This window comes from Enterobacter sp. BWH52, from assembly GCF_001037565.1.
Classification (GTDB): Bacteria; Pseudomonadota; Gammaproteobacteria; order Enterobacterales; family Enterobacteriaceae; genus Enterobacter; species Enterobacter hormaechei_C.
In genome coordinates this window covers 1405489-1426068 of sequence record NZ_KQ089854.1, presented here as the reverse complement: position 1 = coordinate 1426068, position 20580 = coordinate 1405489, and the positions used below count along the sequence as shown (strand labels likewise).

Here is a 20580-nt window from a genome sequence, read left to right as displayed (position 1 = left end):
TAGATTATTTGCAATCTGTTGATGCGCCTTCTTTTACCCATACGTCGCTGTTGGCTGGGTTATCACCACGGGTCCACCATTTCGCACGGTAAACGTTACCTTCATAGGTGGTAGTGTCGCCGCCGTTGTAGACCAGGTCAGAACGCCAGTTCATCTTCACGTTGCTCACCAGCTCCCATGCATCCACACCGAAGCCAGGCTGATTGCCCTGAGTCCAGTACTTCGCTTTCCACACCAGATGGTCGAAGCTTACGGTATCGCCACCGTTGTAGATTTTGCTGGATTCCCACGCCGCGTATTTGCTGGCGTTAGCATCCACAGGTGCATCGCAGCTTCCTTTGTCAGACGGAGGAGTCACATCATCAGCCGGAGGGGTAACGTCATCCACCGGGTTAGTGTCTTCGTCAGCAGGTACCGGTGCAGGCGCCGCTTTCGGATTCACGGTAACCTGGACGTTAGACTGCACGCTGGTCTTACCGTCGCTCACTACCACGCTCAGGGTGTAGGTAGACGTCGAGCTCACTTCCGGCGCCGTGATATTCACGTTCGCGGAGTCAGTTCCGGTGGCGTGCATATCTGCTGGTACGCTCCAGGCGTAGGTCAGCGCATCACCGTCTGGGTCCGCAGCCTGGGCATGCAGCGCATAGGTTTCACCAGATTCAAGCGTGATCGCTTCCATTGGGTTTAAAACCGGTGCCTGGTTAGCTTTCGGTGCCTTGTTCACCACCTGGACATCAATCGCGTTGCTCAGGCCTTTTGCATCGGTCACCGTCAGGCGGAACGTCATGGTCTGGTCGGTGGTCGCTGCCGCAACATTGAAGGTCGCTTTCGCTTTGGTGCTGTTGTTGATGGTGACAGACGGACCAGAGACCTGAGTCCATTTGTAGGTAATCGCATCGCCATCAGGATCGCTGGAAGCAGAGCCATCGAGCGTGACGGTTGCCGGGCCAGACACGTTCTGATCGGCAGAGGACGCGATTGGCGCGTGGTTGGTGACCACCGGATCAACCGGAGTCGAGTCGCCGCCCAGCAGGCTTTCGTTCATCGCATTCAGAATGTCGCCGGTATCAGAGTCGATAGACCACGCGAACAGACCGCCCAGTTTATTGGCCAGAACATACTTGCCTTTCGCCGTGGTTGAACGCGCATCTTCATACGAGATCAGGTCGCCGGTGGATTTGTTGAAGACGTAAGGGGCTTCAGCGGTCGTGTCGTAGCCGTATTCCCAGCCCGGTTTGCCTTTGTATTCGTTCACGATCTGACGATAGTCAACCACGCCCGGTTCCCAGGTGCCTTTCACCATGCCGGTTGCCGTACCGGTGAATGGATTGTCACCGGTGTAGCCATGCACGCCGGTCCAGCCGCGGCCATACATGCCCGCACCCACCACGATCTTGCCTGGCTGTACACCCTGCGCAAGCAGCGCGTTAACGCCATTTTCAGTGGTGTAATCAGTGTCCGGACGCCATGCTGGCGCACGCAGCGCAGCCTGGTGGCCGAGAACGGTGTTGCTCCAGCCGCCGTAGAAGTCGTAGCTCATCAGGAAGATGTGGTCGAGATACTGCTGAGCCGTGGTGTAATCCACGTCTTCGATCTTATCGCGGCCTGCACCGATGGCGCTGGTCAGTTCATAGGTACGGCCCGTCTGTGCAGACAGCTCGTTCAGCATGGTGCGCAGGTCGTGCATCAGTGCGGTATAGGTCGCTTTATCCTGCTGCGGGTTACCCAGGTTTTCGGTTACACCGCCACCGCCCGGGAATTCCCAGTCGATATCCACGCCGTCAAAGAATTTCCACGTCTGGAGGAAATCTTTCACAGAAGAGACAAAGCGTGCTCGGATAGCCGGGTCGCCCATGTGGAAGAACGGATCGGAAAGCGTCCAGCCGCCGATAGATGGCAGCACTTTCAGGCCTGGATGCGCTTTTTTCAGCGCCATCAGCTGGCCAAAGTTACCTTTGTACGGATCATCCCAGTTGGAGACGCCAGCCTGTGGTTTTTGCAGCGCAGCCCATGGGTCGTGGATCGCCACGGTAAAGTCAGGACGGCCCTTACAGTCGTTCTGAAGCACGCGGAAGCTGTTACCACCTTCAATGGTTTTCAGGCCGTCGTTGATGCCGTCACCGCCACAGATTGGAATGAAGCCGTACAGAATGTGGTTGAGGTTTGCCGCAGGGATCTTATCAACCGGGAAGTTACGGTCGTAAACGCCCCATTCCGGGAAGTAGGCCGCAACCACTTTATCGGTATGCTTCGCGAACGCTTTGTTGTTCTCCTGGAGAGACGTATTCAGCGGCAGCAGGTGGCTACCGTCGGTGTCAGCCACAATAATCAGCTTACTGGCGCTTTTCGCACAGCCGCTGGCATTACAGACTTCAACCTGTTCCTGATAACGCCCGCCTTTTTTCACTTTAAACGTTGCAGAGCCCGTCGCACCGGCTGCGCCGGTCCATACGGTCTGTCCGTCCAGCAGAACTTTCGCAGAAGTTGGCGCATCACCACTCCAGACGTTCCACTCAACTTTTACATCCACGCCATCGTTATGCACTTTGACAAGATTGTTATAATCCTGTGCAGCCTGATCCACTTCCACCAGGGCAAATTTGTCATTGCCATAGCCGATCGTCGGTGCACCTGGCGCTGCTGCAAATGCGGAGCTGGTTGCCGCCGCAATAAAGAGCGCCAGATATTTTGGCTTCATAAATTTCATTTTTATTTCCTGATAAATTTATTTATAACGTAGTAACCCATGTCTTCCGTGAGATCATGGATGCGTTTCGCGTAATGCGTATTTAACCAACGTGAGTGCCGTGAACAAAAAATTGTTGCTGCGTTGTATTCCTCCATTAAAAGATACAAGCCAAATCCCGTGTAGCTTATATCTCTTACGATACACTGAGCGTAAAGGATCGTCCTTTCCTTCCTCCATCAAAAAGATTTATAAAAAATCTTGACCTGTATATTTAAAATGTGAAAGCAATTTGCTGACTAATAAAAACCCCTATTCCAGCAAAGGCGAGATAAGGACCAAAAGAAATAGTGAGGTTATTTTTATTTAAATTATTTACGGCGAAATAACCGACAATACCGCTTAACGCTGCCGCCAGTTCAATAGAGGGCAACGCCTGCCAGCCGCACCAGGCGCCCAGCGCCGCCAGTAGCTTAAAATCCCCGTAACCCAGACCTTCTCGTCCCGTGATCAGACGAAAAGCCCAGTAGAGCAGCCAGAGCGACAGATAGCCCGCCACCGCGCCGAACAGCGCATCGCGTAGCGGCAACGTGTGGTCAAACACATGAAGCAAGAGACCTGCCCACAGCAGCGGCTGGGTCAGGCAGTCCGGAAGCAGCTGGTGCTGCCAGTCGATCATGGCCAGCGGCAGTAAAAAAGCCGCCAGTAACCACAAAGAGAACAGCGCCTGAACGTCCGGCATGCACCAGGCCGTGATGCCAAAAAACAAGGCGGAGATCAGTTCGACCAGAAAGAGTCGCAGCGGGATCGCGCTGCCGCACTGGTGGCAGCGCCCCCGTAATAAAAGCCAGCTGAGCAGCGGGATGTTTTCCCACGCGGCGAGGGCGTGCTGGCACACCGAACAGTGCGAGGCCGGAATGAGCAGATTACCGCTCCCCTCCTCATCCATCACCATCCCCGGTACGCGTTCGGCGACAACGCCAAGAAAACTGCCCACAATGCCGCCCAGGATCGCACTCATTATCGGGAACCCTACCGGAAAGGCATCCCGCATCAGCGCGAAGGTATTCATGCGTTTTTTGCCCAGGTGAGTTGCACCTGCGCTTTCACATCGCTGAGGTGGTCAACCGGCGTGAGGTTAATTTTTTGCAATCTCACACCGGTGGTCTGATTAATTTCACGCAGCCAGCTTTTTAATTCATACACATTAACCCGATTCACCACGAACGATAAAGTTTGCCCCTCCTGGCGCACATCCGTCAGCGAAAGGTTAATTTCATGGGCGCTATTCTCGACCACCGTACGCGGATTATCCGTTTTGACTAACTGGATCTGAAGATGATTTTTATCAATTTCACTGCGCATCCAGTTAAGCGTCTCTTTTTGTCTTTTAAGTGTCGATTTACTATTTTTAATCATATTATCCAAGGGGATCACTCCTGTGTAATACACCGCTGCCCCCACAATGGCAACGGCACATATTTTTAAAATGATTTTTTCCCGGGCGCTGTAATTCTGATAGCGCGCTTTCAGCTGTGCGATTCGCTCTTTCATTTATGTTTCCCTGCGATCATGGCGGTATACGGTTCGGTTGTTGAAACAGGCTGTAAGATAAAATCAAAATTCTCACTGGTCTGGTTAACAAACGCCTGCAACGCGGGCTGGTTTTGCGCGCTGACGCTCAGCGTCAGGGTGTTTTGCTGCGCATCGTATTCCAGCAGATCGATCTCCATCGCAGGGACTGACTGCCGGGCTTTCTCCAGCTCCTCAAGCTGAAGAAAGAACCCCTTGCTCTGTTTTTTCAGGCTTTGGCCAAAGTGATATTTGATATTGGTCTGCTGCCGCATGCTGGGGAAATGGTGCTGATAAACCTGGACGATCTCCTGCTGCACCCGATTTTCCTGCTGCACCAGCATCCAGGCCATCGCAATGCGTGGCCCCAGCAGCAGACCAACAGACAGCACGCCCGCCGCCACCATCGCGGCTTTCATCCTTTTCGCTGCCCGCCCATGACCGGCCTTAAGGCTGAATTCACCGTGAAGCAGGTTAACGCGACAGGTTTGCCACTGCGGCTGGATCAGCGCCAGCGGATGCTGCCAGGCATGCTGCACGTCAATGTGCACCTTCGCAGGCGCATCGCCGTAACACCACACTTCCCCGACCCCGGCTTTCTGCATTAACAGCGGCAGCAGGGTTGCCTCCATTTCACCCGCCACATGGGGCGATAAACGCAGCCAGTAGCCATCATCCTGCGCGACCAGCGTGCTGCCCCCTGCCGTCACGGGCAGGAGCCAGGCATCAGGCAGGGCCTGAATCACGTTTAATCCGGCCTCCTGACAGCGGGTTAATGTTGCGCGCAGGCGGTCGGCGTCAATGGCCACGGCGTCGACGTCGGCGCCTTTTTTGTGGAGTACCGTCCAGTGGAGGTTGTCCACGTCGCCAATCAGCGTCTCTTCTGCCATCCACGAGAAGGCCATTCCCTGAGAAGCCACCTTTTTCGGTAGCCTAAAATGGCGGAAAATCATGTCGCTGGCGGGTAACAGGAGACAAACGCGCGTAGCCAGGGGGTGTTCGGCCAGCATCTCCAGGCTGTCGACCACCTCGACGCGCTCGCTGCCGGACTCACACCACATTATTTTCCCGCCCTCGCGGCTGTCGGGACGAACAAAAAGTACCTGTTTCATAACGTTCTACTTTTCTTATTCAATCATTCGGTAACGACGCTGCCACGTCACGATCTCACCGGCTTCGTTATTCACCTGAAGCTGGCTGACCACGCGAAGCGTTAATTCATCGGTATTGCCGGTGTAATTCACGCGGAAGTACCGGCTGTTTATAGAAAATTGATCCACCACCTGCGGGAGATCGTCTTTTAACTGCGGGAAGGCCTGCTCCAGCGCTTTGCTGAACGCTTCCATATTTTCCCAGCCCGATTCCGGACGCGAATCCAGCAGGCGAACGGCGTCATCCCGCGTGAGTTTTCCCGGGAACATGGCCGCCAGCACGGCGGCCTGTTCCGGTTGCAGGGTGTTCACGTCCACCTTGCTGGCGGCGTCCGGCAGCGCGCATAACAGCTTGCTCACCTTTGGATATGCCGTAACAGGGAACGCCGGCAGCAGTTTGATTTCCGCGATGCTGCGCATCATCTGATTTGCCGGTTGCCGCGCGGGCACGACGCCAGCCCACGCATCGCTTTCGGCCCCCTCCTTCGCCGTGGTGCTGTCACCATCGAGATAATCCACCAGCTGGAAATAGACCGCCTCCGCCGTGCCCGGACTGAGCCCACTTTCCGTCAGAAGTTGTTCTACAATCCGCGCTTTACGCGGTGTTTCCGCCACCGCGGGAGCGCTTTGCCCCTGGGGTGCGATGTCGGCGGTCAACAGGTTATTGACGTTAAAGCAGTCCTGCGCATCTTCCACCTGGCTCACGACCGTGTAATCTTCACCCTGCGTCTCCAGCGGCTGATGCCAGTCGCCGTCCAGCGCCAGCGGCTTGCTCTCGCCGCTGGCGTCGGTCTGTAACCGGTCCTTCACCACTTTTTCCTGGGCCTGCATCGCCCAGCGCAGCTGCTGCTGGCTTACCTGATAATGCGTTTTCTGCAAATTACGGCAGAACTGCTGGCTGATTTTGGCGGCCAGCGCCGACATCATCACCAGCAAAATCAGCACCACCAGCAGGGCTACGCCCTGTTGTTGACGGATCCGCTTCATGGTCTGGTCTCCGGCGAAGGGGCAGGCGCAGGGGCTGCATCCGGGGGCGTCCCAGGCGCGTCGGCGGCTTTCTCTGGCGCCGCGGCAGCGGCCACCTCCGGCATATCACCCGGCGTGGTGAATACCCAGCGCCAGGTATCCCCGTTTTCCATCGTCAACGTAACCTCCACGCCGTCCGGCAGATGGGCGGCGTCGCTCCAGCTTTTCAGCCAGCCCTGACGATAAAACCGCCACTGCAATGATTTAACGCCGCTGACAATCGGCATTTCGTCAGGCTTAACGTCCGCCGGGCCGTCAATGACCGGCCAGACGTCGCGATACAAACGCCCCTCTTCCAGCCGCCAGCGCACGCGCTCCAGTTGGACCGTTCCGCTCACGCCATTCAGGGTGGTCAGTTCAAGGGCATCGCCCGCCTGACGAAACAGCTCCGGCTCATTACGCGGGGCGCGCGCCTGAAGCTGGAAAAAATCACGCTCCATCAGACTCCAGGCGCGCTGAAGCTGGTTGAGCTTTGCGGCGCTGGCATCCGTCGCCGAGCTGGTACGCATCGCGCCGTCCAGAATTTGCCAGGCCAGGGTGCTGATCACCGCGAAGATAGTCAGCGCAATCATGATCTCCAGCAGGGTAAATCCGCGCTGGCGTCGCATTTTCTTCACTTGCTCTCTCCCGGCGGAATGATATGCAGGGAAATAACCGGCTGGCTCTCATCGCCTTCCGCATACACGCGTATTGTATTCGCCCAGACGTTGTCGGCCGTTTTCACCCGCTGCTTACGCCAGTTCCACCTGCGCCCGCCCATGATTTCCGTCCCCTGCTGTTCAGCATCCGGGAAGTCGGTTTTCGTGAGCTGTGCTTCCGCCAGCTGGTTTTCCGCCACCCAACTAGCCTGCAAGGTATCGGCCAGGCCATGGGTAAAACGCACGTTCAGGGAGACCGAGTTCATCAGCGCCAGCGCGGCGGTGGAGAAAATCACCAGAGCGACCATCACCTCCAGCAGCGTCATCCCCTTTTGCTTTTTGTTGCCGTTAGCCATCGTTTTCTACCGATACCGGCGCCGCACCTTGCGACACCACGCGGAAATGGTGCTGTTTGTCATAACTTTGCAGCGTCAGCGTAAAGCGGCTGATTTCACCGTCCGGTAAAAAGATTACCTGCGGCTCGGACGTCACCGTCGCGGCCAGGCGCTGCGGCGAGAGCGACACATGCATCTCTTCCGGAAAATCACCTTTGGTGGAAATGCGTCCGGCAGATAATGGCACCCAGTGACGCTCGCCATTTTCATCGGCGATCGTCACCAGCTGATATTTATCGGTGGCGATCACCAGCCCGACAATATTTCCGTCCATCACCGCACGGTCTGAACCATAATCAACGAGCGCTTTTAATTGCTGGCCAAATATATCCGCGCCGCTGCGCGAAGGAAGGGTGGACACCACCATCATGGCGCAACTGGCAAATATCACCAGCGCCAGAATAATTTCCAGCAACGTAAAGCCGCGTTGATTTTTCATTATTTCTCTTTCTTATCCAGAGACCAGTTGGTAATGTCATCGGCGGTATTGGCTTCGCCGTCCGGACCGGCTGAGAAGACGTCCACCGCGCCGTGTTCACCCGGGCTCACCAGCAGATAATCATTGCCCCAGGGGTCCTGCGGCAGGCGACGGATATAGCCGTCCGTGCGGTAGCCGTTCGGGATTGGCGCGATTTCAGGTTTGGTCACCAGCGCCTGCAAACCCTGCTCTGTGGTCGGGTAGCGGTGGTTATCCAGCTTGTACATATCCAGCGAGCCTTCGAGCGCGACAATATCGCTGGTTGCTTTTTGCGTATCGGCTTTTTCCTTATTGCCCATTAAATTTGGCACTACCATACTCGCCAGTACGCCGAGAATAACAATGACCACCATTAATTCGAGCAATGTGAAGCCCGCCTGGCGAGCCAGGTTTTTACGTTTTAAAGCCATGATTTAACCTACCATATTATTAAGTTGCAGAAGCGGTTGTAATATTGAAAGCACGATGAATAAAACAATCGTCGCCATGGATACCACCAGCGCCGGTTCAAAGACCGACAGCGTTAATGTAATTCGATGTTGTAAGGCCGATTCCAGATTTTCCGCCGCGCGATCCATTAAATTACCTAATTCCCCGCTCTCTTCACCGGAGGCAATCATATACAGCATGGTGGGCGGGAATAATTTCGCCTGTTCCAGCGCCGCATACAGCGACGCCCCCTGGCGCACGGTGTCGGCGGCCTGCTCCAGCACCTGCCGGGCATAGCGGTTTTCGATACCGTCCATCGCGATATACATCCCCTCCAGCAGCGGCACGCTACTGGCCTGCAAAATACTCAGGGTACGGATATAGCGGGCGCTGTTGATGGCGCAGACCAGCTTTTTAATCGGCGAGCCGTTCACCAGCCAGCTGTGCCAGCGAAAACGGTTTTTGGCATTCCTCAGCCAGGTTTTGAAGCCGATAAAGCCGCCCCCCAGAATACCCACAATATAAATGCCCCAGGCTTGCAGGAAATCACTTACCGCAATCAGCGTCCGGGTGGTGATCGGCAGCTGCTGCTTCATGTGAGTGAACTGCTCGATCACCTGCGGCACCACCGCCACCAGCAGGATGCTGATGACCGCGATGGCGACCACGGTGAGGGTTATCGGGTAGACCATCGCCTGCGTCAGCTTACTTTTCATTTTCTGGCGCTGCTCGTTGTACTCCGCCAGCTTCTCCAGCACGTCGCCCAGGTGACCGGTTTTCTCCCCGGCCATCACCAGCGTGCAGTAAAGCTTGTCGAAGGTGCGCGGGAACTGGCTGAAGGCATCGAACAGGGTGTGGCCTTCCACCACCTTCTCGCGGATCTCCACCACCATCGCCGCCAGCTTTTTGTCTTCCGTCTGCTTCGAGATCGCTTTCAGCGCGCTCTCCAGCGGCAGCGCGGCGTTGACCAGCGTCGAAAGCTGACGGGTAAACATCGACAGCACCGGAGTGGAGAGCTTCACCCCGGTTTTCGCTTTCCCGCCAGCCGCCGTTTCGCGGGTTTCGGTAATGCTGACGGGCATCAGCTTTTGCTCGCGAAGCCACTGGCGAACCTGCTTCTGCCCCTCGGCCTGTAACGTCCCGCGCTGGGTTTTCCCCGCGGCATCCGTCGCTGTCCAGGCGTAGAAAGCCATTATGCATCCCCCCCACGCTCGGCGGTGACGCGCATGACTTCTTCCAGAGACGTCACGCCGCCGATCACCTTCAGCAGCCCGTTTTCACGCAGGCTGTAGGCCTGCTTAAAGAGCTGCGTTTCGAGGGACATTTCGTCCTTATCTTCATGGATGGCGCGGCGCATGGCGCTGTCCACCACCAGAAATTCATGAATACCGGCGCGGCCCTGATAGCCGCTCTGATGGCAGTGTTCGCACCCCACCGCGCGGTAAATCGCTTCTGGCGGCGCGTCCATAAAGCTGAACAGCGCTTTTTCATTGGCGTCCAGCGGACTGGTGGTCCGGCAGTGCGTACACAGCCGACGCACCAGACGCTGGGCAATGACACCGAGCAGCGATGAACCGATTAAAAACGACTCCAGCCCCATATCCCGCAGACGGGTTATCGCCCCTGCGGAAGGTGTGTAGCGTCGACATCACCAGGTGACCGGTCAGCGACGCCTGCACCGCGATCTGGGCGGTCTCACCGTCGCGAATTTCCCCGATCATCACCACGTCCGGGTCCTGACGCAGAATCGCGCGCAGCCCACGGGCAAAGGTCATGTCCACGCGCGGGTTAACCTGCGTCTGCCCCACCCCTTCCAGCTCGTACTCAATCGGATCTTCCACGGTCAGAATGTTGCGTTCGTGGCCGTTCAGCGCCGAGAGTATGGCGTACAGCGTGGTACTTTTACCGGAACCCGTCGGGCCGGTAACGAGGATGATCCCGTGCGGGCGGTCGATCAGCCCATTCAGCTTCTCCAGCTCTTCATCAATCAGCCCCAGCTTGTTGATGTCGGGCTTGAGATTGCTTTTATCGAGCAGGCGCATCACCACGCGCTCGCCGTACTGGGACGGAATAGTCGACACACGCACGTCGATGGCCTTCCGACCGATGCGCAGAGAGATACGGCCATCCTGCGGGAGGCGTTTTTCGGCAATGTCGAGTTTCGACATGACCTTGATACGCGACACCAGCAGCGGGGCGAGCTTACGCGCCGGTTGCAGCACCGGGCGCAGCACGCCGTCAACGCGAAAGCGAATGCTCAGGGTGCGCTCGAAGGTTTCGATATGAATATCCGACGCGCCGTCCTTCACCGCCTCGCCGAGAATGGCGTTGATCAGGCGGATCACCGGCGAGTTTTCGTCGTTATCGAGCAGATCTTCGTTATCCGGGATCTCCTCGGTTAACGCCATCAGATCGATATCCGCGTCCATGTCGTCCACCAGCTGCTGCGACACGCCGCTGCTCTGCTGCCAGATTTTAGCCAGCATCTCGTCAAACGCTTCCGGCGCCAGGGTGATCGGGACGAACGCGCGTCCCAGCACCCGGCGCACCTCCAGCAGTGCTAACGCCGGGGTGTCCTCACGGATATAGACGTCATTTTTGTAAAGCAGAACGCCGTTATCTTTTGCGTAGTTGCTGCTACACAGGGTTTTACTCAGTTCGTCCACGGTATCCCTCCGCCTTACTCTTTGAACGTATTGCGTGCCGCGGAGGTTTTCGCGGGTGCGGCGCTGGCGGCAGGGAACGCTGGCAGTACGGCGTTGTCCGTCGGTTCAATAATGCCCAGCTTCTTCTCTTCCGCTCGCTGCATCTGGCGCACCCGGATCTGGTCATATTTCTCTTTCGAGGCTGCGCTGTAGTTGTCGTCGTCACGCAGGACGGTGGTATGAATAAACACCATCAGGTTGCGTTTAGAGGTATCCTGCGAGGTGTAGCGGAACAGCTGACCGACCAGCGGGATATCGCCGAGCAGCGGCACTTTGGAGACGGACTGTTTGGTCACATTTTCCATCAGGCCGCCGAGCACCACCGTCTGGCCACTGTGAACCATCACTTCGTTATTGATCGTGCGCGTGTTGAAGGTTGGGCCGAGGCTCGAATCTTCCGTCGCGCTGTTGTCAACGCTGGACACTTCCTGCTCAATCTTCAGGTGGATCATGTCGCCATCGTTGATTTGCGGCACAATCTTCAGCTTGGTACCGACGGTTTTACGCTCAACGGAGTTAAACACGTTGTCGCCGCTGGTGGTTTGCGAACCGGAAAGCACCGGCACATCCTGACCGACGTTGAATGACGCTTCTTTGTTATCCAGCGTGACCACGCTTGGCGTGGAGAGGATGTCGTTTTTGCCGTTGGTGGAGAGCGCGGTCATCAGCGCACCGAAATCACCGTTAAAGAAGCCGGTCGCAAGGCCCGTGAAGCTCGCCCCTTTCATGGTGCCATTTTTAATCTGGCTGATTGGCAGGCCGGTAGCGCCAAACTGCACGCCGCCGTGCTTGCTGGTCCACTGCACCCCAAGATCCAGGCCGTTGCCGTCCTGCACTTCGGCAATGATCGCTTCCACCAGCACCTGCGGACGGCGAATATCCAGCTTGTCGATCACCTTCTCCAGGGAGTTCATCACATTAGGCTGCGCGGTGATCACCAGGGAGTTGGTTGACTCGTCGGCGGTGATATTCAGATCGGTTGAGGCGCTCGCGGTTTTCGCTTTGGCCGCGCCCGGCTTGTCTTTCAGCTGCTCGCCAATCCCGGTCAGCACCGGCACCACTTTGGTGGCGCTGGCATATTTGAGGTAGAAGACGCGGGTGTTCCCCTCGTTATTCTGCTCGCGATCCAGCTGATGGATAAGGGAACGGGTACGCGCGCGCGCATCTTCCGAACCGCTGATCACCAGGCTGTTGGTTTCGTCATCCGCCACCACCTTGGTCGCCAGCTGTGGCGCGTTCTGCCCTTTCTGCTCTTCGTTGTTGAGGTTGTTCAACATATCCGAAAGTTCTTTGGCAGAGGCAAAGCGCAGCGGGATGATTTCGCGGCGCTGAATACCGTCTTTATCGACGCGCTGCACCAGATCCACCAGGCGGTTCACCACCGAGGCTTTACCGGTTAACAGCAGGACGTTGGACGGCTCAAAGTGCACCACGTTTCCGATGCCAGTGGCATCGTTGAGCTGACGCAGCAGCGGGGCCAGCTCGCGAACGGGTACGTTTTCCATGCGCACCACGCGGGTGATGATCTCATCACCTTTGCCCGGGTTCTTGCTGTCTGCCAGCGGCGCACCGGCGGTACGCGCCACGCTTGAGCGCACCACTTTGACCATGCCGTTGTCCAACGGGATCACCGACAGGCCGTAGAGATCCAGCACGCTCAGGAAGAACTGGTAATACTCATCTTCCGTCAGCACGTTGTAGGTTCGGACCGAGACGGTGCCCTGGACGGACGGGTCGACCAGAATGGTTTTGTTGAGATTGCGGCCTACCGTATCGATAAACTCGCGAATATCAGTATTTTTAAAACTCGCGCTAAAGTTAGCTGCAAGCAGCGAACTGGAATATAACGACAATGCGGTCAGCGCCACGCACGCCCAGGGAAATTTTTTCATGTCTGCACACTTGTTAATTGTTTAGAACATTAACCCGAATATTTTCAAGGTGAGCGTGACGCCGCACGACGACATCCGCTTCTTTCATTTTCGACCAGTTCGCAATAATGCTTTTCGCTTTTGCTTCATCGGTCATATCGACAGAGTTAACCTGAACCGCCACATCGCCTTTTTCCAGACCTGACTGACTGTAAAAGGCGGAGGCATTCCTTGGATTTATCCTGTAGCCTTCCAGTCGGCCTTTTTCAATGATGGGTTTTAACACCAGATAATCATCAAGATGCAAACTTTCTGCGCCAGCATCTTTCGTCGATTTTGTAACCGGGCCGCTATCCACGCCCCCCTTAAAATAGTCCGGTTTATTTAACACCAGTACCTGCGTAGCACCTTCATAATTAACCACCACATTATCTTTGTTTATTTCCTGAATAAATGCGTCGTTAAATCCGGCGAGAGGTTCACCCTCACGGTAGCTTCGCTGACCGCCTGGGGTTTTGATAACAGCAAAGGAGAGCCAGGCGTCATCACTGCGCACAATGCCCTCTATCTCCGCTGCCAGCGGGGCTTTTGCCGCATCCGCTAAGTTCTCCTGACGGACGGCAGCCGTAAAAAGCGTGAAGGGTTTATCTTCGCGCGTTTTTTTCAGCGGCTGTAGATCAGCTTTAGCCAACTTATTCGTAACTTTTTTATAATCTTTTAAGGTGAGATACCCTTGCTGGCCGCTAAAAATGAGCAGCGCAAACATAATACAAGGCGTTATCCACCGTGACAGAAATGAGAACCTCATTTTTTATCCGGCCTATAGCAAAGCAAAAATAAGCAGCGTCATACTGCGCCAATATGGAGGAAAATAGTAATAAGCTGTTGCAAATACGACCACTGACTTCGCCACCAACTTTCATACAGAAAAATATTGACCGTATAAAATCCAGATGTTAGGCGCGGCCAGCTGGATATTTTTACCCTGTCTGCAAATTGACCGCTCAGGGGCATTACCTTACTTTCTGCTGCTGTTGCTATTCCTAATCAGAGACGGTCAGTCGTTATGTATCAGAGCCACTTTAATTTTAAAAATCCGCCATTCAGGACAATCACCCGTTTATCCGGTGATTTTCTGGTGCCTTATCATCAGGACGTGTTCAACCTGCTGAAAGAGAAAACCCAGCTGGCGGGTATTATCGGGCTTTTTTGCGACGACGCTCCGCTTCTGAGCCACTTCATCGACGCGCTGAAAGCCAGCAGCAATACCGTTATTGCCATCAACGCGTTTCCCAAACTGAGTGCCAGTAGCCTGCTGTACAAACTCAACCCGGGAACGAAAGCGATTAAAGATCGCATGCAGGCGGTGGATGCCGTCCTGCGCCAGTGGCAGGAGGGGAAAGCAAAATCCAGAGTGCTGACGATCGCCCATTCCGAAGCCATGAAGGAGAGCTGCCGTGAAGTCCTGGGAACGCTGCTCACGCGCGCCCAGGAGCTGAACTTCCGGCTCGCCGTGGTGCTGACGGGTGCTGCGGAGCAGGAACGACTGCTAAAGCAACCTGAACTGCGCGAATATACGCACACACATCATGTCCTGCGCCCCCTCACCTGCCGCGAATACCTGAGCTATGTGCAGGCGCAGTGCGAAGAACACGACTGTGAACATTCGCCGTTGCCGCCTGCCCGCGTGCGCAAAATGCACACGCTGACCAAAGGCAACATCAGCAAACTGAACGCGCTGGCACACCTGTCAATGCTCGCCGCCTGGACGGAACGCGCGGTGCAGGTCAGCCCACGCCATTTACGTCTGGCGGCGGGAGAGATCCTGCCCGCCAAAAAACACGGTAAGCGCCTGGCAACCGTGGGGCTGTTTGCGTCCGTGCTGTTTGCCGCCTGCGGCTGGTATTTTACCTCGTCGATCGGCGCGCGCCTGCCGATCCAGCTGCCGGTACCCGTCAGCTGGAAACAGCAGACGCCAAAACCTGAGGCAGCCGTAGTGCCGGTTATCGACAACGAAATAGTTAATCAGCCGGATGCGATGCATCAGCTTTATCTCATGTGGGGGTATGACGCCTCGGCCGACGATGCGCTGTGCCAGAACGCCGCTAAAGTGAACCTGATGTGTAAACAGGGGAACGCGTCCCCGCAGACGCTGGCGCAGGAAGGGTATCCGTGGGTCAGTGAGCTGAAAACCAGCGGTCACCTTAACTATGCAGTGGTCGCCAGGGTCGGAGATACATCAATTGACTTGTTAATGAATAACCGGACCTGGCAGGTAAGCCGCAGCTGGTTTAACCGGCATGCGACCGGCAACTTCACCCAGTTGCACCGCCTGACACCGGAAGGAAAAGACGCGATCGGCACGGCCAGCGACAGCAAAGACATGGCCTGGCTCGATCAGCAGTTAAGCATCGCGTTGAGCCAGCCCGAAACGCATGCCCGGATCTGGACCGCAGAAATGATGAAACGCACCCGCGAGTTCCAGCAAAAAATGCATCTGCACGTGGATGGTATCCCCGGTGAAGAAACGCTGATGCAGCTGATGCGCGTGACCAACAGCACGCCGGGCGTACTGATTCAGGCAACCCGCACCACCCCGGACGCAAAAATGCAGGAGAAGAAAGCCTAATGTCGACCATCTGCCTTGCGGCTCAGCGCAGCTATACAACCGGGGAAGCGGTCTGGTTTTCGTACCGCCTCCCCAGCCTGAAAAACGTATTCGGCAAAACAGCGTTATGGCTGGTCGGCCTTTGCGCCATGCTGGTTGTCGGCCTGTATATGCACGTCTACTGGAACCTGCGCCACCCGGCACCTGAACCGGTCAACGCCAGCGTTGCCAAACCGGAAACGCAGCTTTCGGAAATGCATTACGTGTACGTGAGTAAACCGTTCCCGCATCCGCAGCCTAAAGTTGCGCCAGTGCATGTTGATGTTCCACCGATGCAGGATCTGCCGATCAGCAGTGATGATGCCGACTGGCAGCAGGCGCCCGAGGGCGCGGTGCCGCACGATACCTCGCGGGATACCTTACCCGGAACCGAGGCGCATGAGCACGATATCGCCCCCGCCAGCACGAGCAGTGAAGAGTCATCATTAACGGAATTATTTAAGCAGGCATTAAAAGAGCAGGAGCAGGATTATTCTCAAGGAAAAATTCCCGCGCCGCCGGTTGACGAAACGCAGGATAATTCACAAGCGAGTGTAAAAAACAGTGGAAATAGCCGTTCTCCTTTGAGTGAGAAAGGAGAACAGCGGGAGTAAGTATTAATATTTTTCAGGCAGTGCGGTGAGGTTAAGCAATCGACCTTTTTCCACCACAATATATTGACCTTTTTTCAGATCGGAGAGGATTTTGATAATAGTACTACGTGCGAGGTTAGTGTATTCCTGAATGTAATCATAAACGTTAATATCACGTTGCTGATGAACAGTCAGATCGTTAATCTCATATAAAAATTCACGAACAACAGAATACGCACTGCGGGCAACCAGAACATCATCACGTTTGCTCATCAGGCATATGTACCAGGAAAGGACTTTGGTCAGGTCAGGCCACAGATTTTTTTCGGTCATCAGCTGGGCGAAGACCTCTTTCTTGATCGAGCGAACGACCGTATTCGTCCGGACAAGGCCGTACATATGGGTGGCGTTGTAATACATTGACGATAGGCCGAAAAGGCATTGTCCGGTGACAGTAAACATGCACAGTTCGTCAGATTCACGTCGAAATTCGACTTCGCCGCTGACGATGACATGAATGTAACCGGAATCAGTAGTGGAAATTTTCTGCCATTTCTTTAACGTTTTTTCTTCAACGCCTGCGGTTGCAGAAATAATTCTTTCCATTTCATATTGTGGACGTAATTTTTTTCCATAGATGCTTAACATTGTTATACCCGATTTAAGATGTGATTTTTTAAAATAAGATGGCCGCGGCATTTACGCCGAACCATAAATTTTTACCTGATGAAAATATCAAGAATAAAAATAAAAGAGTAAGGTTTTTGATTAATTCGCTACATTACTTAGCGCGCTATGTGTCCATCTTAAATCGGGATAATTTTAAGTCAATTAACTAAAAATGAAATGAGTTTGTACTTAGGATTAATCTGATAGAAACTTAAGAAAATATACTCACTCGGGGGTAATCCGAAGGTTTAACCCTGCCCGTATTTCTCTAAAAGTGCTTCGGCAATCGCCATGGTTTCCACATCCGCTACGCCATTCCATAACTGCGGGCGGAAATGCATCTGGAAAACCATGATGATGCGTTTTTGCTGTGCGGGCGTGCTGTTTTCTGGCACCTCGTAACCGTAGCGCGCCAGCAGATCGAGCAGCGCTGCGGTATCAACCTGCTGATAATGCGGTCGGCCGTTGATATAAAAATTCACCCGCGCCGGATCGGGCCAGGCCCCGATACCCTGCTGCGCCAGCTCGCGCCACGGAAACATCGGGCCAGGATCGTCTTTGCGCTGCGGGGCGATATCCGAGTGTGCCACCACGTTCTGCGGTTTTATGTCGTAGCGGGCGATGATATCTCTGGCAAGCGGGATCAGCGCCGCAATTTGCCCCGGTTCGAAGGGGGTAAAGGTTTTCACGCCATCGGTTTGCCGCCAGCCGCGATTTTCCAGCTCAATGCCGACGGAGGTATCATTTATGCGGTTGGTGCCACGCCAGAAGCTGATGCCCGCATGCCAGGCCAGCTCGCTCTCCGGGACCAGCTGCCAGATACGCGGTTTGCCCTGTGGAGCTGGGGGCTTTGCGGGAATGAGATAGTGAGAGCTGACGTTTTTATCGGTCAGGGTCGCAAGCGAGGTGTCGAAATCGTCGGCGGTGTAGTGAATAACCAGCACCTTTATACGCGGGTAGGCCGCCTGCGCCTGATGGCGCGTATCCAGCTCGTACGCGCCTTTATCAACGATGCCCTCTTCCGAGGCGCATCCTGCCAGCAATATCGCCAGCAGGAGGGTTGAGAGCGAACGCTTCATCGACGGGTTTTCACCGCCGTACCGCTTACGCTCACCATCAGCATGCTGGCATCTTTCCCGACCGTTTCGTAGTCGATATCAATGCCTACCACCGCATCCGCGCCCAGCGATTTGGCCTGCTCGCCCAGCTCCTTAAACGCAATGTCACGCGCTTTACGCAGCTCTTTCTCGTACGCGCCGGAGCGACCCCCGACGATATCCCGAATGCCGGCAAAGAAGTCCCGGAATATGTTCGCGCCCAGAATCGCCTCACCGGTGACCACGCCGCAGTACTCGGTAATCGGTTGACCTTCCAGGGTTGGCGTTGTTGAAAACTGCATACTTTCTCTCCTTCTTTAGCGTTCAATGCGTTAGCAACTGCATTATCGGTTCGTTACGCTATGATTGAAAGGATAGTTAATAAATAAGGAAATCAACATGCGCTACTCTGCTTTAACGCTTTTAGTGCCATGCGCGCTGGTGCTCAGCGCCTGCACAACGCCGGTCACGCCAGCCTTTAAGGATATCGGAACCCGCAGCGGCCCTTGTATTGAGGGTGGCCCGGACGCCGTGGCGCAACAATTTTATGATTACCGTATTCAGCATCGCGGTAATGACCTGACCGCCCTGCGCCCGTACCTGAGCGATAATCTGGCGAAACTGCTCACCGACGCTTCGCGCGATCCGCAGCATAACGCCCTGCTGTCATCCGATCCGTTCTCCAGCCGCGCCACGCTGCCGGACAGCGCCGACGTCGCCAGCGCATCCACCATTCCAAATACTGACGCACGCAATATTCCCCTGCGCGTGAAGCTAACCCAGGGGACGCAAACCTGGCAGGATGAGGTGCTGATGATCCGTGAAGGCCAGTGCTGGGCAGTAGATGATGTACGCTACATTGGCGGCAGCGTTCATGCCCCGGCAGGCACCCTTCGCCAGTCGATTGAGAACCGCTAACGCATCCGTTAAATAAACGTTAACCCCGTAAAATGTCCGGCATTTCAGGCGGAATGCCGACATTTATACTCGCCCCCCTTTCCCGTCGCTATTTTGTGCTATGTTTAAGAGTAAACACGGGTTATATTTAACTTTTAACGCATAAATATTGCATAACTATTCTGTCAACGGTACTATCTGCGGCCTCAATTGCTATAGTTTGCCTGGATGAGTAAAGACTGCCCCGATGAGTATTAAACTAAACGGCATTAACTGCTTCTACGGCGCACACCAGGCGCTGTTCGACATTACGCTGAGTTGCCCGGAGGGCGAAACGCTGGTTTTGCTTGGCCCAAGCGGCGCGGGAAAAAGCTCCCTTCTGCGTGTTTTAAATCTGCTTGAAATGCCCCGTTCGGGAACGCTGGCCATCGCGGGTAACCATTTTGACTTCGCGAAAACCCCTTCTGATAAAGCGATTCGTGAACTGCGTCAAAACGTGGGCATGGTTTTCCAGCAATACAATCTCTGGCCGCATCTGACGGTGGTGCAAAACCTGATTGAAGCCCCGTGCCGCGTGCTTGGCTTAAGCAAAGACCAGGCGATGGCGCGTGCTGAAAAGCTGCTGGAACGTCTGCGTCTGAAACCGTACAGCGACCGTTATCCTCTGCATCTCTCTGGTGGTCAGCAACAGCGTGTGGCGATCGCCCGTGCGCTGATGATGGAGCCAGCGGTGCTGCTGTTCGATGAGCCGACCGCGGCGCTGGATCCGGAAATTACTGCCCAGATCGTGAGTATCATTCGTGAGCTGGCGGAAACCAACATTACCCAGGTCATCGTGACCCACGAGGTGGAAGTGGCGCGCAAAACCGCCAGCCGCGTGGTCTATATGGAAAACGGGTATATCGTTGAGCAGGGTGACGCGAGCTGCTTCACTAACCCGCAAACCGATGCCTTCAAAAACTACTTATCACACTGATGTGTTAGGGAAATTATAATGAAAAAAGTATTGATTGCCGCGCTGCTTGCTAGCGTCAGCCTTTCCGCTACCGCAGCCCAGACCATCCGTTTCGCCACTGAAGCGTCCTACCCTCCGTTTGAATCCATTGATGCGAACAACAAGATTGTTGGCTTCGACGTGGACCTGGCAAATGCCCTGTGTAAAGAGATCGACGCGACCTGTACCTTCAGCAACCAGGCGTTCGACAGCCTGATCCCAAGCCTGAAGTTCCGCCGTATTGACGCCGTAATGGCCGGTATGGACATCACTCCGGAGCGTGAGAAGCAGGTTCTGTTCACCGCCCCTTACTACGACAACTCGGCGCTGTTCATCGGTCAGAAAGGTAAATACGCCTCCGTTGACCTGCTGAAAGGCAAGAAAGTCGGCGTGCAGAACGGCACCACGCACCAGAAATTCATCATGGATAAGCACCCGGAAATCACCACCGTGCCGTATGACAGCTACCAGAATGCGAAACTGGACCTGCAAAACGGTCGTATCGATGCGGTGTTCGGGGATACGGCTGTCGTGACTGAATGGCTGAAAGCGAACGACAAGCTGGCTGCCGTGGGTGACAAGGTGACCGATAAAGACTACTTCGGTACAGGTCTGGGTATTGCCGTACGTCAGGGCAACACCGAGTTGCAGCAGAAATTCAACGCTGCGCTGGAAAAAGTGAAGAAAGACGGCACCTACGAAACCATCTACAAAAAATGGTTCCAGAAGTAA

General features: G+C 55.1%; 20 protein-coding genes and 1 pseudogene. 5 read left to right on the top strand and 16 right to left on the bottom strand.

The annotated features are described in order from the left end of the window. Nucleotides 1-4: 4 nt before the first annotated feature. From SK47_RS06705 to gspC, 13 genes and pseudogenes are all read right to left on the bottom strand, one after another. On the bottom strand, nucleotides 5-2707 hold the full coding sequence (locus tag SK47_RS06705) for a glycosyl hydrolase family 18 protein (protein WP_022650707.1): 2703 nt from the start codon (nucleotides 2705-2707) through the stop codon (nucleotides 5-7). Between the two features lie 253 nt (nucleotides 2708-2960). Beyond that, complete coding sequence (locus SK47_RS06700; RefSeq protein WP_023315730.1) at nucleotides 2961-3758, bottom strand: prepilin peptidase; 798 nt, start codon at nucleotides 3756-3758, stop codon at nucleotides 2961-2963. Next, on the bottom strand, nucleotides 3755-4240 hold the full coding sequence (gene gspM / locus SK47_RS06695; RefSeq protein WP_022650705.1) for a type II secretion system protein GspM: 486 nt from the start codon (nucleotides 4238-4240) through the stop codon (nucleotides 3755-3757). Before gspM ends, SK47_RS06700 begins: the two co-directional genes overlap by 4 nt. Then, on the bottom strand, nucleotides 4237-5370 hold the full coding sequence (gene gspL / locus SK47_RS06690) for a type II secretion system protein GspL (RefSeq protein ID WP_048243697.1): 1134 nt from the start codon (nucleotides 5368-5370) through the stop codon (nucleotides 4237-4239). The genes gspM and gspL overlap by 4 nt, the downstream gene beginning before the upstream one ends. 15 nt (nucleotides 5371-5385) lie before the next feature. Then, entirely contained in the window at nucleotides 5386-6396 is a 1011-nt protein-coding gene (gspK, locus tag SK47_RS06685; protein WP_023315728.1) for a type II secretion system minor pseudopilin GspK, read from the bottom strand. Beyond that, the gene (gene gspJ, locus SK47_RS06680; RefSeq protein ID WP_048243695.1) at nucleotides 6393-7052 is read right to left on the bottom strand and encodes a type II secretion system minor pseudopilin GspJ; all 660 of its coding nucleotides are present in this window, start codon (nucleotides 7050-7052) and stop codon (nucleotides 6393-6395) included. Before gspJ ends, gspK begins: the two co-directional genes overlap by 4 nt. Then, nucleotides 7049-7429, bottom strand: a complete 381-nt coding sequence (gene gspI, locus SK47_RS06675; protein ID WP_023315726.1) for a type II secretion system minor pseudopilin GspI — start codon at nucleotides 7427-7429, stop codon at nucleotides 7049-7051. The genes gspJ and gspI overlap by 4 nt, the downstream gene beginning before the upstream one ends. Beyond that, on the bottom strand, nucleotides 7422-7907 hold the full coding sequence (gene gspH, locus SK47_RS06670; protein WP_048243693.1) for a type II secretion system minor pseudopilin GspH: 486 nt from the start codon (nucleotides 7905-7907) through the stop codon (nucleotides 7422-7424). The genes gspI and gspH overlap by 8 nt, the downstream gene beginning before the upstream one ends. Beyond that, nucleotides 7907-8356, bottom strand: coding sequence for a type II secretion system major pseudopilin GspG (gspG, locus tag SK47_RS06665; RefSeq protein WP_003858352.1), 450 nt, complete (start codon nucleotides 8354-8356; stop codon nucleotides 7907-7909). Before gspG ends, gspH begins: the two co-directional genes overlap by 1 nt. Nucleotides 8357-8359: 3 nt before the next feature. Next, nucleotides 8360-9568: a type II secretion system inner membrane protein GspF gene (gspF, locus tag SK47_RS06660; protein ID WP_048243691.1), complete on the bottom strand. Its 1209-nt coding sequence runs from the start codon at nucleotides 9566-9568 to the stop codon at nucleotides 8360-8362. Then, nucleotides 9568-11041 (bottom strand): annotated as a pseudogene (gene gspE, locus SK47_RS06655) (type II secretion system ATPase GspE). The gene gspF and the pseudogene gspE overlap by 1 nt, the downstream one beginning before the upstream one ends. A 14-nt stretch (nucleotides 11042-11055) precedes the next feature. Continuing rightward, complete coding sequence (gspD, locus tag SK47_RS06650; protein ID WP_048243689.1) at nucleotides 11056-12972, bottom strand: type II secretion system secretin GspD; 1917 nt, start codon at nucleotides 12970-12972, stop codon at nucleotides 11056-11058. A gap of 13 nt (nucleotides 12973-12985) precedes the next feature. Further along, entirely contained in the window at nucleotides 12986-13717 is a 732-nt protein-coding gene (gene gspC / locus SK47_RS06645; protein ID WP_048243687.1) for a type II secretion system protein GspC, read from the bottom strand. A gap of 300 nt (nucleotides 13718-14017) precedes the next feature. Here gspC and SK47_RS06640 point away from each other — a divergent pair, with 300 nt between their 5' ends. Both SK47_RS06640 and SK47_RS06635 read left to right on the top strand, forming a co-directional pair. After that, nucleotides 14018-15580: an ExeA family protein gene (locus SK47_RS06640; RefSeq protein WP_048243685.1), complete on the top strand. Its 1563-nt coding sequence runs from the start codon at nucleotides 14018-14020 to the stop codon at nucleotides 15578-15580. Continuing rightward, nucleotides 15580-16212, top strand: coding sequence for a hypothetical protein (locus tag SK47_RS06635; protein ID WP_023315719.1), 633 nt, complete (start codon nucleotides 15580-15582; stop codon nucleotides 16210-16212). Before SK47_RS06640 ends, SK47_RS06635 begins: the two co-directional genes overlap by 1 nt. Before the next feature lie 3 nt (nucleotides 16213-16215). Here the strand turns inward: SK47_RS06635 and SK47_RS06630 are convergent, their stop codons facing one another. From SK47_RS06630 to SK47_RS06620, 3 genes are all read right to left on the bottom strand, one after another. Next, nucleotides 16216-16839: a helix-turn-helix domain-containing protein gene (locus SK47_RS06630; RefSeq protein ID WP_023315718.1), complete on the bottom strand. Its 624-nt coding sequence runs from the start codon at nucleotides 16837-16839 to the stop codon at nucleotides 16216-16218. Between the two features lie 269 nt (nucleotides 16840-17108). Next, nucleotides 17109-17939: an N-acetylmuramoyl-L-alanine amidase gene (locus tag SK47_RS06625; protein ID WP_022650694.1), complete on the bottom strand. Its 831-nt coding sequence runs from the start codon at nucleotides 17937-17939 to the stop codon at nucleotides 17109-17111. Continuing rightward, nucleotides 17936-18259: a heavy metal-binding domain-containing protein gene (locus tag SK47_RS06620; RefSeq protein WP_032657871.1), complete on the bottom strand. Its 324-nt coding sequence runs from the start codon at nucleotides 18257-18259 to the stop codon at nucleotides 17936-17938. Before SK47_RS06620 ends, SK47_RS06625 begins: the two co-directional genes overlap by 4 nt. Nucleotides 18260-18356: 97 nt before the next feature. Here SK47_RS06620 and SK47_RS06615 point away from each other — a divergent pair, with 97 nt between their 5' ends. The 3 genes from SK47_RS06615 (at nucleotide 18357) to artI (ending at nucleotide 20580) form a co-directional block, all read left to right on the top strand. After that, nucleotides 18357-18875, top strand: a complete 519-nt coding sequence (locus SK47_RS06615; RefSeq protein WP_023315717.1) for a lipoprotein — start codon at nucleotides 18357-18359, stop codon at nucleotides 18873-18875. 226 nt (nucleotides 18876-19101) lie between these two features. Continuing rightward, on the top strand, nucleotides 19102-19830 hold the full coding sequence (gene artP / locus SK47_RS06610) for an arginine ABC transporter ATP-binding protein ArtP (RefSeq protein WP_006809439.1): 729 nt from the start codon (nucleotides 19102-19104) through the stop codon (nucleotides 19828-19830). An 18-nt stretch (nucleotides 19831-19848) separates the two neighbouring features. Next, the gene (gene artI, locus SK47_RS06605; RefSeq protein WP_048243682.1) at nucleotides 19849-20580 is read left to right on the top strand and encodes an arginine ABC transporter substrate-binding protein ArtI; all 732 of its coding nucleotides are present in this window, start codon (nucleotides 19849-19851) and stop codon (nucleotides 20578-20580) included.